At 71.1% G+C, this 12,267-nt stretch carries 10 protein-coding genes; 7 read left to right on the top strand and 3 right to left on the bottom strand.

Annotation, left to right across the window (positions count from 1 at the left end):
• Positions 1-39: 39 nt before the first annotated feature.
• Complete coding sequence (locus tag ACIQMR_RS21760; RefSeq protein WP_401389645.1) at positions 40-717, bottom strand: TetR family transcriptional regulator; 678 nt, start codon at positions 715-717, stop codon at positions 40-42.
• A gap of 165 nt (positions 718-882) precedes the next feature.
• On the opposite strand from ACIQMR_RS21760, the gene ACIQMR_RS21755 reads away from it, so the two are divergent.
• Positions 883-3,177 carry an MMPL family transporter gene (locus ACIQMR_RS21755; protein ID WP_401389642.1) on the top strand — a complete coding sequence of 765 codons (2,295 nt, stop codon included), beginning with the start codon at positions 883-885 and terminating at the stop codon, positions 3,175-3,177.
• Between the two features lie 44 nt (positions 3,178-3,221).
• Positions 3,222-4,277, top strand: coding sequence for a zinc-dependent alcohol dehydrogenase family protein (locus tag ACIQMR_RS21750; RefSeq protein WP_401389639.1), 1,056 nt, complete (start codon positions 3,222-3,224; stop codon positions 4,275-4,277).
• 46 nt (positions 4,278-4,323) lie between these two features.
• On the opposite strand, the gene ACIQMR_RS21745 is transcribed toward ACIQMR_RS21750, so the two are convergent.
• Positions 4,324-4,521 (bottom strand): AlpA family transcriptional regulator, encoded by a 198-nt coding sequence (locus ACIQMR_RS21745; RefSeq protein ID WP_266374085.1) that lies wholly within the window; start codon positions 4,519-4,521, stop codon positions 4,324-4,326.
• A gap of 286 nt (positions 4,522-4,807) precedes the next feature.
• Entirely contained in the window at positions 4,808-5,719 is a 912-nt protein-coding gene (locus tag ACIQMR_RS21740; RefSeq protein WP_401389636.1) for a sugar phosphate isomerase/epimerase family protein, read from the bottom strand.
• Positions 5,720-5,849: 130 nt separating this feature from the next.
• On the opposite strand from ACIQMR_RS21740, the gene iolC reads away from it, so the two are divergent.
• From iolC to mmsA, 5 genes are read left to right on the top strand one after another with little or no spacing between them, the layout of a single operon-like run.
• Positions 5,850-6,986 (top strand): 5-dehydro-2-deoxygluconokinase, encoded by a 1,137-nt coding sequence (gene iolC, locus ACIQMR_RS21735; protein ID WP_401389633.1) that lies wholly within the window; start codon positions 5,850-5,852, stop codon positions 6,984-6,986.
• The gene (locus ACIQMR_RS21730) at positions 6,983-7,873 is read left to right on the top strand and encodes a deoxyribose-phosphate aldolase (protein ID WP_401389630.1); all 891 of its coding nucleotides are present in this window, start codon (positions 6,983-6,985) and stop codon (positions 7,871-7,873) included. The genes iolC and ACIQMR_RS21730 overlap by 4 nt, the downstream gene beginning before the upstream one ends.
• A 16-nt stretch (positions 7,874-7,889) precedes the next feature.
• On the top strand, positions 7,890-8,717 hold the full coding sequence (gene iolB, locus ACIQMR_RS21725) for a 5-deoxy-glucuronate isomerase (protein WP_401389627.1): 828 nt from the start codon (positions 7,890-7,892) through the stop codon (positions 8,715-8,717).
• Positions 8,714-10,588, top strand: a complete 1,875-nt coding sequence (gene iolD, locus ACIQMR_RS21720; protein ID WP_401389624.1) for a 3D-(3,5/4)-trihydroxycyclohexane-1,2-dione acylhydrolase (decyclizing) — start codon at positions 8,714-8,716, stop codon at positions 10,586-10,588. The genes iolB and iolD overlap by 4 nt, the downstream gene beginning before the upstream one ends.
• 23 nt (positions 10,589-10,611) lie before the next feature.
• Positions 10,612-12,114 carry a CoA-acylating methylmalonate-semialdehyde dehydrogenase gene (mmsA, locus tag ACIQMR_RS21715; RefSeq protein ID WP_401389621.1) on the top strand — a complete coding sequence of 501 codons (1,503 nt, stop codon included), beginning with the start codon at positions 10,612-10,614 and terminating at the stop codon, positions 12,112-12,114.
• Positions 12,115-12,267 lie beyond the last annotated feature (153 nt).

Genomic DNA, 12,267 nt, shown 5'->3' with positions numbered 1-12,267 from the left:
GGGAAGACGGGACTCCCCGGCTCTCGCCCAATGATACCCCTAGGGGGTATGAATCGGAGTCCGGCCCGGCCGTGACGTCTCGTCGAAGAGTGGCGAGAGGTAGCGGTACACCAGCGCTTTCAGCTCCGCCTTGTAGGCGTTCCTCTCGTCCCCCTCGTACGCGAGGATCAGCTCCAGTCCCGCCTTGACCACGCAGAACGTCATGTTCGCCGTGCGTTTGAGCTCGGCGGGGCCGGCGTCCGGAAGGAAGTCGCCGAGGATTCCCTCGACGCGCTCCAGCAGCGCGGAGTGGACGGCGTCGTGCTCCTCGGTGATCCGGCCCGGGATCTCGGAGCCGTGCATGAGGACGGCGAAGGCCGGGTTCTCGCAGTTGAACTCGATCAGCGGGTCCAGGACCGAGTTCAGCAGCTCGTCGAGCGGCAGGGCGGGGTCGAGCGCGTCGAATGCGGCGCCATGGGTCTCGCGCCAGCGCTGCATCAGCCGCCCGCCGAGTTCGACGGCGATGGCCTCCTTGTTCGGGAAGAACTGGTACAGCGTGCCGGGAGAGACGCCTGCCTCGCGGGCGATGGCGTTGGTGCTGGCGGCGGTGTACCCGCTGCGGCAGAACACCCCTGCCGCGGCCTCCAGGAGCTGGGCGATGCGGCGCTCGCCCCGGGCCTGGCGGCGGCGCGGCTGTGCGGGTTTGGCCTGCTCCCCGTCGTCGGGTGCCTCTGGCATGTGGACCACCAATCCCCGGCTTTCCAGGTTGGGTTGACAAACGCGAGTAGTCGCTCGCATTCTTGAGAAACGCGAGCGAAGACTCGTGTTTGTCAGTCTATGGCAACGGCCGATTCGTGCTGCCTACTGCGTAACACGGTCTCGGCGTAGGGGGGACACCGCACCATGTCCGATGTCAACAGTGGGCCGCGCCTCGGCGGCTGGACCCGGCTCGTCACGGCGCGACCACGGCTGTCGCTGCTGTTCGCCCTGGTCGTCACGGCGCTCGTCGTGTTCGCGGGCAGCGGGGTGGCCGACCGCATGGGCAGCGGGGGATGGGAAGACCCTGACGCGCAGTCGACGTATGCCACCGAGGTGCTCAACCGCGAGTTCCCGGCCGCGCGGCCCAATCTGCTGCTGCTCGTCGCGAGCGGGCCTGCGGGCGTGGACGATCCGGCCGTCGCCGCGGAGGCGGCCCGCCTGACCGAGCGGCTCGCGCGTGAGAAGGGCGTCACCGGCGTCGGCTCGTACTGGCAGACCAAGTCGCCCGCCCTGCGCGCCGAGGACGGCCGCGAAGCACTCATCGCCGCCCGCATAGAAGGCGACGAGAAGGCCGCCGGCGAGGTGCTGGAGCGCATCGCGCCCGAGTACCGGGGCACGCACGGCCCGGTGAAGGTCTCCGTCGGCGGCCCCGTCGCGGTCATGCACGACATGCAGACGATCATCCAGGAGGACTTGCTCCGGGCCGAGATGATCGCCCTCCCAGTGACCCTGGTGCTGCTCGTGATGGTCTTCGGCAGCGCGGTCGCGGCCCTGCTGCCCCTGGGCATCGGCATCGTGGCCATCCTGGGGACGAACGCGGTCCTGCGCGGACTCACCGAGTTCACCGATGTCTCGGTCTTCGCACAGAACCTGACCACGGCCCTCGGCCTCGGACTCGCCATCGACTACGCCCTGTTCATCGTGCGCAGATTCCGGGAGGAGCTGGCCGGCGGAGCCGACACCCGGGAGGCGATCGGGACCACCCTCCGCACCGCGGGCCGTACGGTGCTGTTCTCGGCGCTCACGGTGGCCGTGTCACTCGCCGCGATGCTGGTCTTCCCGCAGTACTTCCTGCGATCGTTCGCCTATGCCGGGATCGCGGTGGTGCTGCTGGCGGCCGCGGCCGCACTCGTGTTGCTTCCCGCCGCCCTGATGCTGCTGGGTGAGCGGGTGAACGCACTGGACCTGCGCCGCCTGCTGCGCCGCGGCAGCAAGGACCGGACGGACTCGTCGTCTCCGTCGCCCTCCGCCGCAGGCTCCGGTTCCACGGGCGACACCGACGGCGCGGGCTGGGGCAGACTCGTGGCCCTGGTGATGCGCCGGGCGCCGGTCTTCGCCGTGGCCACCTCCGCCGGGCTGGTGCTACTCGGACTGCCGTTCCTGGGAGTCAAGTTCGGGCCCGCGGACGACCGTCAGCTGCCGCCGACCGCCGAGTCGCATGTCGTGCAGCAGCACCTCAGGGACGGGTTCCCCGGTAGCCCAGGCGGCGGTCTCGACGTCCTCGCCGAGGGTGCGGCCACCTCCGCGCAGTACACCGAGTACCGCACTCGTGTCGAGGCCCTCCCCGGGGTGCTGCGGGTGGACGGACCGCTCGTCTCCGCTGGGCACGCGGTGTTCACGGTGCTGCCCGAGGAGGAGGCCGTGGGCGAGGAGTCCCAGCGTCTCGTCCGGGAACTGCGTGCGGAGCCGGCCCCGTTCGACACGTCCGTCTCCGGCGCGGCGGCGATGCTCGTGGATTCCAAGGACGCGATCGGCGACCGGTTGCCGTATGCGGCGGCCATCATCGTCGTCGTCACGCTGCTGCTGGTCTTCCTGCTCACCGGCAGCGTGCTGATCCCGCTCCAGGCCGTCGTGCTCAACGGACTCAGTCTCACGGCGATGTTCGGTGCCGTCGTCTGGGTCTTCCAGGAGGGGAACCTCTCCGGGCCGCTCTCCTTCACCTCCACCGGCGACATCGAGACGACGCTTCCGGTGCTGATGTTCTGTGTCGCCTTCGGACTCTCCATGGACTACGGGGTGTTCCTGCTCTCCCGTATCAAGGAGGAGTACGACCGGACGGGCGACCACGAGCACGCCGTGGCTCACGGACTGCGCCGCACCGGTGGGCTGATCACGGCCGCGGCCGTGATCCTCGCGGTGGTGATGGTCGCGATCGGCGCCTCGCGGGTGACCAACACCAAGATGCTCGGCCTCGGGATCGCCCTCGCCGTCGTCATGGACGCGATGGTGGTGCGCAGTCTCCTGGTGCCGTCGGTGATGAAGCTGACGGGACGGGCCACCTGGTGGGCACCTGCTCCGCTGCGGGCCTTCCACGCACGGTTCGGGCTCAGCGAGGGCGAGATACCCGGGCCGGCCCCGGCGGAGCGCCTCGCCGGGGGAGGCGTCGTCGAGGGCCGGGACGGTGACCGGGACCGGGACAACGTCCCGGTGGGCGGATAGGTTCGAGCCGAGCCGACGGGCGGAGCGAGGGAAGGGCCGGGCCGATGAGGGCTGTGGTGTTCGAGCAGTACGGGCAGGACGCCGAGGTGCGCGAGGTGCCTGACCCGGAGCCGTCGGAGCACGGTGTGGTCGTTCGCGTCGAGGCCACCGGCCTCTGCCGCAGTGACTGGCACGGCTGGATGGGCCACGACCCGGACATCACCCTTCCGCATGTCCCCGGCCATGAGCTGGCAGGAGTGATCGAGGCGGTCGGTCCGGGGGTCGTCAACTGGCGGCCAGGGGCCCGGGTCACCGTGCCCTTCGTCTGCGCCTGCGGCCGGTGTGCCGCCTGTGCGGTGGGGGACCAGCAGGTCTGTGAGCGCCAGACGCAGCCCGGATTCACCCACTGGGGATCCTTCGCCGAGTATGTGGCGCTGGAGCACGCGGACGTCAATCTGGTGGGCGTGCCCGAGGAACTGTCGTTCGCGACGGCGGCGGGACTCGGCTGCCGCTTCGCCACAGCCTTCCGTGCCGTGGTCGCCCAGGGCCGGGTGGCCGCGGGTGAATGGGTCGCGGTCCATGGCTGTGGCGGGGTCGGGCTGTCCGCGGTGATGATCGCGGCCGCCTGCGGGGCGCGGGTCGTCGCGGTGGACGTCTCGCCCCGGGCCCTGGAGCTGGCAAGGAAGTTCGGCGCCACGGAGTGCGTGGACGCCACGGCTCCCACCGGCGCGGGCGGTACGGCCGAGGCGGTGCGTGAGCTGACGGGCGGCGGCGCTCATCTCTCGCTCGACGCGCTGGGTTCTCAGGTCACCTGCGTGGCCTCGGTGCAGGGCCTGCGCCGGCGGGGACGGCATGTGCAGGTGGGTCTGCTGCCGTCGGCCGCGGGAGACCCCGTGGTGCCGATGGGCCGGGTCATCGGGGAGGAGCTGGAGATCCTCGGCAGCCATGGAATGGCCGCGCATGCCTACGGTCCCATGCTGGAGATGGTCCGTTCCGGGGCGTTGCGGCCGGACCTCCTGGTGACGTCGGTGATCTCTCTGGATGCCGCACCCGCCGCTCTGTCCGCCATGGGCAAGGCGCCGGGCGCGGGCGTGACGGTCATCGAGCCGGCCCGCGGCTGATCCATCACGCCCCGGCCCAGCGCCTGCGGGTAAGGCCCCGGGGAACTCACTCCCTTCGTCCCCTGTTGCCTGGGCGATTGGCCACCCAGATGCGGATGGTGTCGGCGTACCAGTAGGGCTTGCCCGCTTCCACATGGTCCGGAGGGGGCAGCAGGCCGTGCTTGCGGTACGAACGAACCGTGTCCGGCTGCACCTTGATGTGTGCGGCGATCTCCTTGTACGACCAGAGCTTTCTGTCCGTCATCCGGGGCACCTCCCTGCGCGCACCGCAGCGGCGGCAGGGAGCCGTCGGGGGAGCTGCGGCGCGGGCGTTGGCGATCACTGAGCCTGTGTCCGTTGAACGACGCAGAGTGATGACAGGGGAGGGGCTGTTGAGGGCCTGTGACGGAAGCCCCGCGTAACGGAGACATGTGTGACGAGGAGGCGACTGCTGTGACGTAAAGCGGATCAAGGGGTGACGGGGTCGGTTGGCCACGGCTCGGCAACGACCGCCCGGCCGACGCCGACCGTGTGGCAGGCCTGGCGGGGTGTCATGCGCCGCAGGAGCGGAGGAAGCGGCGGGTGCGTTCGGCGATGGGGAAGGGCTTGTCCGGAGGGCAGGGGTACATGTCCTGCTCGACGATGGCGAAGAGTTCGGCGTCGAGCCGCTGGGCCGCTGCCAGCACCGGCTCCAGGGCGGGTACGCCGGCCGGCGGTTCGCACATCACACCACGGGCCACGGCAGGGCCGAACGGCATCTCGTTCGCGGTCACTTCGGCGAGGACCTCCGGGTCCACCTGCTTGAGATGGAGGTAGCCGATCCGCTCGCCGTAGGTCTCGATGAGCTTGACGCTGTCACCGCCGCAGTAGGCGTAGTGCCCCGTGTCCAGGCAGAGCGAGACCAGATCCGGGTCGGTCGCGTCGAGGAAGCGGCTGACGTTGTCCTCGCTGTCGATATGGGTGTCCGCGTGCGGATGGACGACGATCCGCAGCCCGAACCGGTCGCCGACCTCCTGGCCGAGACGCTCGGTCTGAGTGGCGAGGTCGCGCCACTGTCCGGCCGTGAGGGTGCGGTCCTCCAGCACCTCGCCGGTCTTGTCGTCACGCCAGAAGGAGGGGATGACGACGAGATGGTCCGCCCCCATCGCGCGGGTGAGAGCGGCGATGTCGGCGACATGGGCCCAGGTCTTCTCCCAGACGGCCGGCCCGTGGTGCAGTCCGGTGAAGACGGTTCCGGCCGAGACCTTGAGCCCCCGGGCGGAGGTCTCCTCGGCGAGCCGGGCGGGGTCGGTGGGGAGGTAGCCGTAGGGGCCGAGTTCGATCCACTCGTAACCGGCCCGAGCGACTTCGTCGAGGAAGCGCTGCCAGGGGACCTGCTGCGGATCGTCGGGGAACCACACGCCCCAGGAGTCCGGGGCCGACCCGATCCGGATGCGGTTGAGCGAGGGTGCGGAGGAGGTCATGGCGGTCAGCTTTCCGGCCGCCGGAGAAAGGTGTCAAGCTTTCGTCCGAATGTAAGGACAAAATGTTGACAGTGCTCCGGGAGGCGGGCTAGACCAGGGAACAGCCGGGCGTGGAACCGAAGGGACACGTATGCCTCAGCCGTACGACGTGATCACGATGGGCCGGATCGGAGTGGACCTCTACCCCCTCCAGACCGGGGTTCCCCTGGCGCGGGTCGACACCTTCGGGAAGTTCCTCGGCGGTTCCGCCACCAACGTGGCGGTCGCGGCCGCCCGGCTCGGCCGGCGCACCGCGGTGATCACCCGCACCGGGCAGGACGCCTTCGGGGAGTATCTCCACGAGGCGCTGCGCGAGTTCGGGGTCGACGACCGCTGGGTGACGCCGGTGCCGGGGCTGCCGACGCCCGTCACCTTCTGCGAGATCTTCCCGCCGGACGACTTCCCGCTGTACTTCTATCGGCAGCCCAAAGCGCCCGATCTCGAACTGCACAAGGATGAGCTGGACTTGGCGGCGACCGGTTCGGCGCGGGTGTTCTGGATGACCGGCACGGGGCTGTGCGCCGAGCCGAGCAGGGCCGCGACCCTGGCTGCGCTGGAGCACCGGGCGAAGTCCGGGACGACCGTGTTCGACCTGGACTGGCGGCCCATGTTCTGGGAGGGCACGGCACGGACGGCCCCGGACGAGGCGCGCCCGTACTACGCCCGGGCGCTCGCCCATGCGACCGTCGCCGTCGGCAATCTCGACGAGTGCGAGATCGCGACCGGCGAGCGCGAGCCGTACGCCGCGGCCCGGGCGCTGCTCGGGGCGGGAGTCGAGCTGGCGGTGGTGAAGCAGGGGCCGAAGGGGGTGCTGGCCGTACGCCGGGACGGCACGACCGCCGAAGTTCCACCGGTGGAGGTCGATGTGGTCAACGGGCTCGGTGCGGGAGACGCGTTCGGCGGGGCCATGGTGCACGGACTGCTGGCCGGCTGGGAGTTGGAGCGGGTGATGCGGTTCGCGAACGCCGCGGGAGCGATCGTCGCCGCCCGGCTCGCCTGCTCCTCGGCGATGCCCTACGCCGCCGAGGTGGACGCCCTCCTCGACGGCCACGCACCCGGTCCCGTCCCGACCTCCGCTCCCGACCTCACTCCCGGTCCCGACCCGACCTCCGCTCCCCGGCCCGGGATGGCGACGGCATCCGGGCCGGCGACGACATCCGGAAAGGCTTCGGCGCCCGGAGCAGCGCCGGAATCCGGGAAGGCTTCGGAGTCCGGAGCGGCGTCGTGACCCGCGTCGATGTCGCCGACCTCGTCAGGATCAGGGCTCATCACCCCGAGGCCGTCGCCGAAGCGGCCGTCCGCCGGCGCAGGCGCCCGCTCGTCGGGAGCAGCGGCCGCCTGATGATCATCGCAGCCGATCATCCGGCCCGAGGCGCGCTCTCCGTCGGCGACCAGCGGCTCGCCATGGCCAACCGCCTCGGCCTCCTGGAGCGGATCTGCACCGCGCTGGAGCGTCCCGGCGTCGACGGCGTCCTCGCCACGGCCGACATCCTGGAGGACCTCCTCCTGCTCGGTGCCCTCGACGACAAGGTCGTCATGGGCTCGATGAACCGGGGCGGTCTCGCGGGCGCCGCCTTCGAACTGGACGACCGGTTCACCGGTCACCGCGCGGAGGACCTCGACCGGCTCGGCTTCGACGCGGGGAAGCTGCTCCTCCGTATCGACTACGACGACCCCGGTTCCCTCGCCACTCTCCACTCCACCGCCCGCGCCATCGACGAGATGGCGGCCCACCGGTTGCCGGTCTTCGTCGAGCCGTTCATCTGCCGCCGGGTGGACGGGGTCCTGCGCAACGATCTGTCCGCCGAGGCGGTCACCCGCTCCATCGCCATCGCGTCGGGCCTCGCCGGCACCTCGGCGTACACGTGGCTGAAGATTCCCGTCACCGACGACCCCGACGACATGGCACAGGTGATGGAGACCTCGACGCTGCCCGCGGTGCTCCTCGGCGGTGACGTGGGCGATTCCGCCGACGGCCAGGCGGCGGCGTACGAGAAGTGGCGGGGCGCGCTGCAACTTCCCACCGTCCAGGGTCTGGTGGTGGGCCGTTCGCTGCTCTATCCGGTCGACGGAGACGTCGCGGGAGCGGTCGATACGGCCGTAGGGCTGCTCTAGGGGGTACGGAGAACTCATGGACCACAGGGACACCGCACACGACAGGCACGTACGGGCGGGTACCGCGGCCGACGGGCCGTACGCGCTCGACATCGATCCCAAGACGGCGGGCTGGGGCTACTCCGCGCTGCGGATCCTGGAGCTTCCCCCGGGCGGCTCCCACCTCCTGGGCACAGGGGACAGCGAGTGGATCGTGCTGCCGCTGAGCGGCGGATGCACGGTGCAGACCGAAGGCATCACCATGGAACTGCTGGGCAGGGACAGCGTGTTCGCGGGAGTCACCGACTTCGCGTACGTTCCGCGCGACGCCCATGCGCAGATCGCCTCCGGCGCGGGAGGCCGCTTCGCTTTGGCAGGAGCGAAATGCGAGCGACGACTCCCCGCTCGCCACGGCCCCGCGCCGGAGGTCCCCGTCGAGGACCGGGGCTCGGGCAGCTGCGCCCGCCGGGTGAACAACTTCGCCGCCGCCGGCTCCTTCGACTGCGACCGTCTCATCGCCGTCGAGGTGCTGACCCCGGGCGGCAACTGGTCGTCGTACCCGCCGCACAAGCACGACGAGCAGCGGCCCGGCGAGGAGACGAAGCTGGAGGAGATCTACTACTTCGAGATCCGGGGCGAGCACGGATTCGGCTATCAGCGGGTGTCCCCGTCCCGCCCGGGCGGCACCGATCTGCTCGCCGAGGTCCGCAGCGGAGACGCCGTCCTCGTCCCCGACGGATGGCACGGCCCGTCCATCGCCGCTCCCGGGCACGACATGTACTACCTGAACGTCATGGCGGGCCCCGGGCCCGAGCGGGAATGGCGGATCTGCTTCCACCCCGACCACACGGAGGGCTACCGATGAGCGCACAGAGGCTGACCGTCGCCCAGGCGCTGGTGCGCTTCCTGGCCCGTCAGCACGCCGAGCGCGACGGTCACAGACAGCGGCTGATCGGCGCCACCTGGGGCATCTTCGGCCACGGCAATGTCGCGGGGATCGGCCAGGCCCTCCTCGAATCCGCCGAGGACATGCCCTACTTCCAGGGCCGCAACGAGCAGGCGATGGTGCACGCGGCCGTCGGCCACGCCCGCCAGTCGGGCAGGCTCTCCACCCACGCCGTCACCACCTCCATCGGGCCGGGCGCCACCAACCTGGTCACCGGCGCCGCCCTCGCCACCATCAACCGCCTGCCGGTCCTTCTCCTCCCCGGCGACGTCTTCGCGGCCCGCCCCGCCGACCCGGTCCTCCAGCAACTGGAGGTCCCGTACGCGGGCGACGTGTCCGTCAACGACTGCCTGCGCCCGGTGTCGGCGTACTTCGACCGGATCACCCGCCCCGAAGCGCTGATCCCTGCCGCACTCGCGGCGATGCGGGTGCTCACCGACCCGGCCGCCACCGGCGCGGTCACGCTCGCGCTTCCGCAGGACGTGCAGGCGGAGGCGTACGACTGGCCCGAGGAGTTCTTCGCCGAGCGCGTCTGGCACGTAGGCCGTCCGCAGCCCGACCCGGACCAACTGGCGGCGGCGGCAGCGGCGGTACGGTCGGCCCGGCGTCCCCTGATCGTCGCGGGCGGCGGCGTGCACCACAGCCGCGCGGAGATGGCCCTGAAGACGCTGGCCGAGGCCACCGGCATCCCCGTCGCCTCGACCCAGGCGGGCAAGGGCTCGCTCCGCCACGACCATCCGCAGGACGTCGGCGGCATCGGCCACACCGGCACCGCGACCGCCGACGAGCTGGCGCGCGCCGCGGACCTGGTCATCGGCGTCGGCACCCGCTACTCCGACTTCACCACCGCCTCCGCCACCCTCTTCACCCGTCCCGGAGTCCGCTTCCTCAACCTCAACATCACCGGCTTCGACGCCCACAAGCTCTCCGCGCTCGCGCTCGTCGCGGACGCCCGGGCGAGCCTCCACGGCCTCATGGCCTCCCTCCACGGCCACCATGTGGAGGACGGCTACGCGACGGAGTACACGGACGCCAAGGAGCGGTGGGAGCACCGCGTCGACGCCGCCTACGAGGCGGCGGACGAGGACATGCGCCCCACGCAGCCGCAGGTCCTCGGCGTGCTCGACGGCCTGGTCACCGAGGACGACATCGTGATCAACGCGGCCGGTTCGCTCCCCGGGGACCTCCACAAGCTGTGGCGCGCCCGCTCCCGCGACCAGTACCACGTCGAGTACGGCTACTCGTGCATGGGATACGAGATCCCGGCCGCGATCGGCGTCGCGATGGCCGCGCCCGGACGGCCGGTGTGGGCGCTCGTCGGTGACGGTACGTATCTGATGAATCCGACCGAGATCGTGACCGCGGTGCAGGAGAACATCCCGATCAAGGTGGTCGTCCTGCAGAACCACGGATACGCGTCGATCGGCGGACTGTCCGAGTCGGTCGGCTCCGAGCGGTTCGGCACGGCCTACCGCTACAGAGAGTCCGACGGGGCGTACACGGGAGCGCCGCTCCCGGTCGACCTCGCGGCCAACGCGGAGTCCCTCGGGATGCGGGTCATCCGCGCCAAGACCGTGCGTGACCTGCGCGAAGCCCTCGCTGAGGCGCGTGAGGCGGACCGCCCCACATGTGTCTACACCGAGACCGAAACGGCAGACACTGTGTCGGGCGCGCCCCCGGCGCAGGCGTGGTGGGATGTTCCTGTGGCCGAGACCGCGACCCGCCCGTCGGCGGTCAAGGCACGAGGTGAGTACGACCGGCAAGTCGCAGCCCGACGCCGCCATCTCTGAGGGACCCGAAGGAGCTTTCCGACATGACGAAGACCGTCAACCACTGGATCGGTGGCAAGACCGTCGAGGGCGCGTCCGGCAACTGGGGCCCGGTCACCGACCCGGCGACCGGGGCCGTGACCACGCAGGTCGCCCTGGCCTCCGTCGACGAGGTCGACGCGGCGGTCGCCGCGGCGAAGGCCGCGTACGAGACCTGGGGCACGTCCTCCCTGGCCCAGCGCACCACCATCCTCTTCCGCTTCCGCGCGCTGCTCGACGCGAACCGTGACGCGATCGCCGAGCTGATCACCGCGGAGCACGGCAAGGTCCATTCGGACGCGCTCGGTGAGGTGGCCCGCGGTCTGGAGATCGTGGACCTGGCCTGTGGGATCACCACGCAGCTCAAGGGCGAGCTGTCCACCCAGGTGTCGAACCGGGTGGACGTGGCGTCCATCCGCCAGCCCGTCGGTGTCGTCGCCGGCATCACCCCGTTCAACTTCCCGGCGATGGTGCCGATGTGGATGTTCCCGCTCGCCATCGCCTGCGGCAACACCTTCGTCCTCAAGCCGAGCGAGAAGGACCCGTCGCCGTCGCTGAAGATCGCCGAGCTGCTCGCCGAGGCGGGCCTGCCGGACGGTGTCTTCAACGTGCTCCACGGCGACAAGGTCGCGGTGGACCGTCTCCTGGAGCACCCTGACGTCTCGGCGATCTCCTTCGTCGGCTCGACGCCGATCGCCCGGCACATCCACACCACCGCCTCCGCCAACGGCAAGCGCGTCCAGGCGCTCGGCGGCGCCAAGAACCACATGCTCGTCCTCCCGGACGCGGACCTGGACGCGGCCGCGGACGCCGCCGTCTCCGCCGCGTACGGTTCCGCGGGCGAGCGCTGCATGGCGATCTCCGCGGTCGTCGCGGTCGGCGCGATCGGCGACGAGCTCGTCGACAAGATCCGCGAGCGGGCGGAGAAGATCAAGATCGGCCCGGGCAACGACCCGACGTCCGAGATGGGCCCGCTCATCACCAAGGCCCACCGCGACAAGGTCGCCTCGTACGTCCACGGCGCGGCGGACCAGGGCGCCGATGTCGTGCTCGACGGCACGGGCTACACGGTGGACGGTTTCGAGGACGGCCACTGGATCGGCCTGTCCCTCCTCGACAAGGTCGCCACGGACTCCGACGCCTACCGGGACGAGATCTTCGGCCCCGTGCTGTGCGTGCTGCGCGCCGAGACGTACGAGGAGGGCCTCGCGGTCATCAACTCCTCGCCGTTCGGCAACGGCACCGCGATCTTCACCCGCGACGGCGGCGCCGCACGCCGCTTCCAGCTGGAGGTCGAGGCCGGAATGGTCGGCGTCAACGTGCCGATCCCGGTCCCGGTGGGCTACCACTCCTTCGGCGGCTGGAAGGACTCGCTCTTCGGCGACCTGCACATCTACGGCAACGACGGCGTGCAGTTCTACACCCGCGGCAAGGTCGTCACCACCCGCTGGCCCGACCCCTCCGAGGGCCACATCGGCGTCGACCTGGGCTTCCCCCGCAACCACTGACGCCGACTCGTCGGACGAAGAGCGCCGCGGGGGGGCGCCGGGGCCCCCCCCCCCCCCCCCGCCCCCCCCCCCCCCCCCGGCGGCCCCCCGTCACCCCGGCCGCCAGCGCGCGGGTGGGCCCGGGCGCCGGGGGCCCCCGCCGCCGGGCACGAG

It is taken from the genome of Streptomyces sp. NPDC091376 (assembly GCF_044757085.1).
Lineage (GTDB): Bacteria > Actinomycetota > Actinomycetes > Streptomycetales > Streptomycetaceae > Streptomyces > Streptomyces pratisoli.
Note: the sequence above shows the minus strand (reverse complement) of the source record. Positions and strands in the feature narration are given on the sequence as shown.

What these genes read in the sequence shown, in the direction of transcription:
- ACIQMR_RS21755 (WP_401389642.1), top strand. Translation starts at nt 883, where the DNA reads ATGTCCGATGTCAACAGTGGGCCGCGCCTCGGCGGCTGGACCCGGCTC.
- ACIQMR_RS21745 (WP_266374085.1), bottom strand. Translation starts at nt 4,521, where the DNA reads ATGACGGACAGAAAGCTCTGGTCGTACAAGGAGATCGCCGCACACATC.
- iolD (WP_401389624.1), top strand. Translation starts at nt 8,714, where the DNA reads ATGAGCGCACAGAGGCTGACCGTCGCCCAGGCGCTGGTGCGCTTCCTG.
- iolB (WP_401389627.1), top strand. Translation starts at nt 7,890, where the DNA reads ATGGACCACAGGGACACCGCACACGACAGGCACGTACGGGCGGGTACC.
- mmsA (WP_401389621.1), top strand. Translation starts at nt 10,612, where the DNA reads ATGACGAAGACCGTCAACCACTGGATCGGTGGCAAGACCGTCGAGGGC.
- ACIQMR_RS21760 (WP_401389645.1), bottom strand. Translation starts at nt 717, where the DNA reads ATGCCAGAGGCACCCGACGACGGGGAGCAGGCCAAACCCGCACAGCCG.
- ACIQMR_RS21740 (WP_401389636.1), bottom strand. Translation starts at nt 5,719, where the DNA reads ATGACCTCCTCCGCACCCTCGCTCAACCGCATCCGGATCGGGTCGGCC.
- ACIQMR_RS21750 (WP_401389639.1), top strand. Translation starts at nt 3,222, where the DNA reads ATGAGGGCTGTGGTGTTCGAGCAGTACGGGCAGGACGCCGAGGTGCGC.
- iolC (WP_401389633.1), top strand. Translation starts at nt 5,850, where the DNA reads ATGCCTCAGCCGTACGACGTGATCACGATGGGCCGGATCGGAGTGGAC.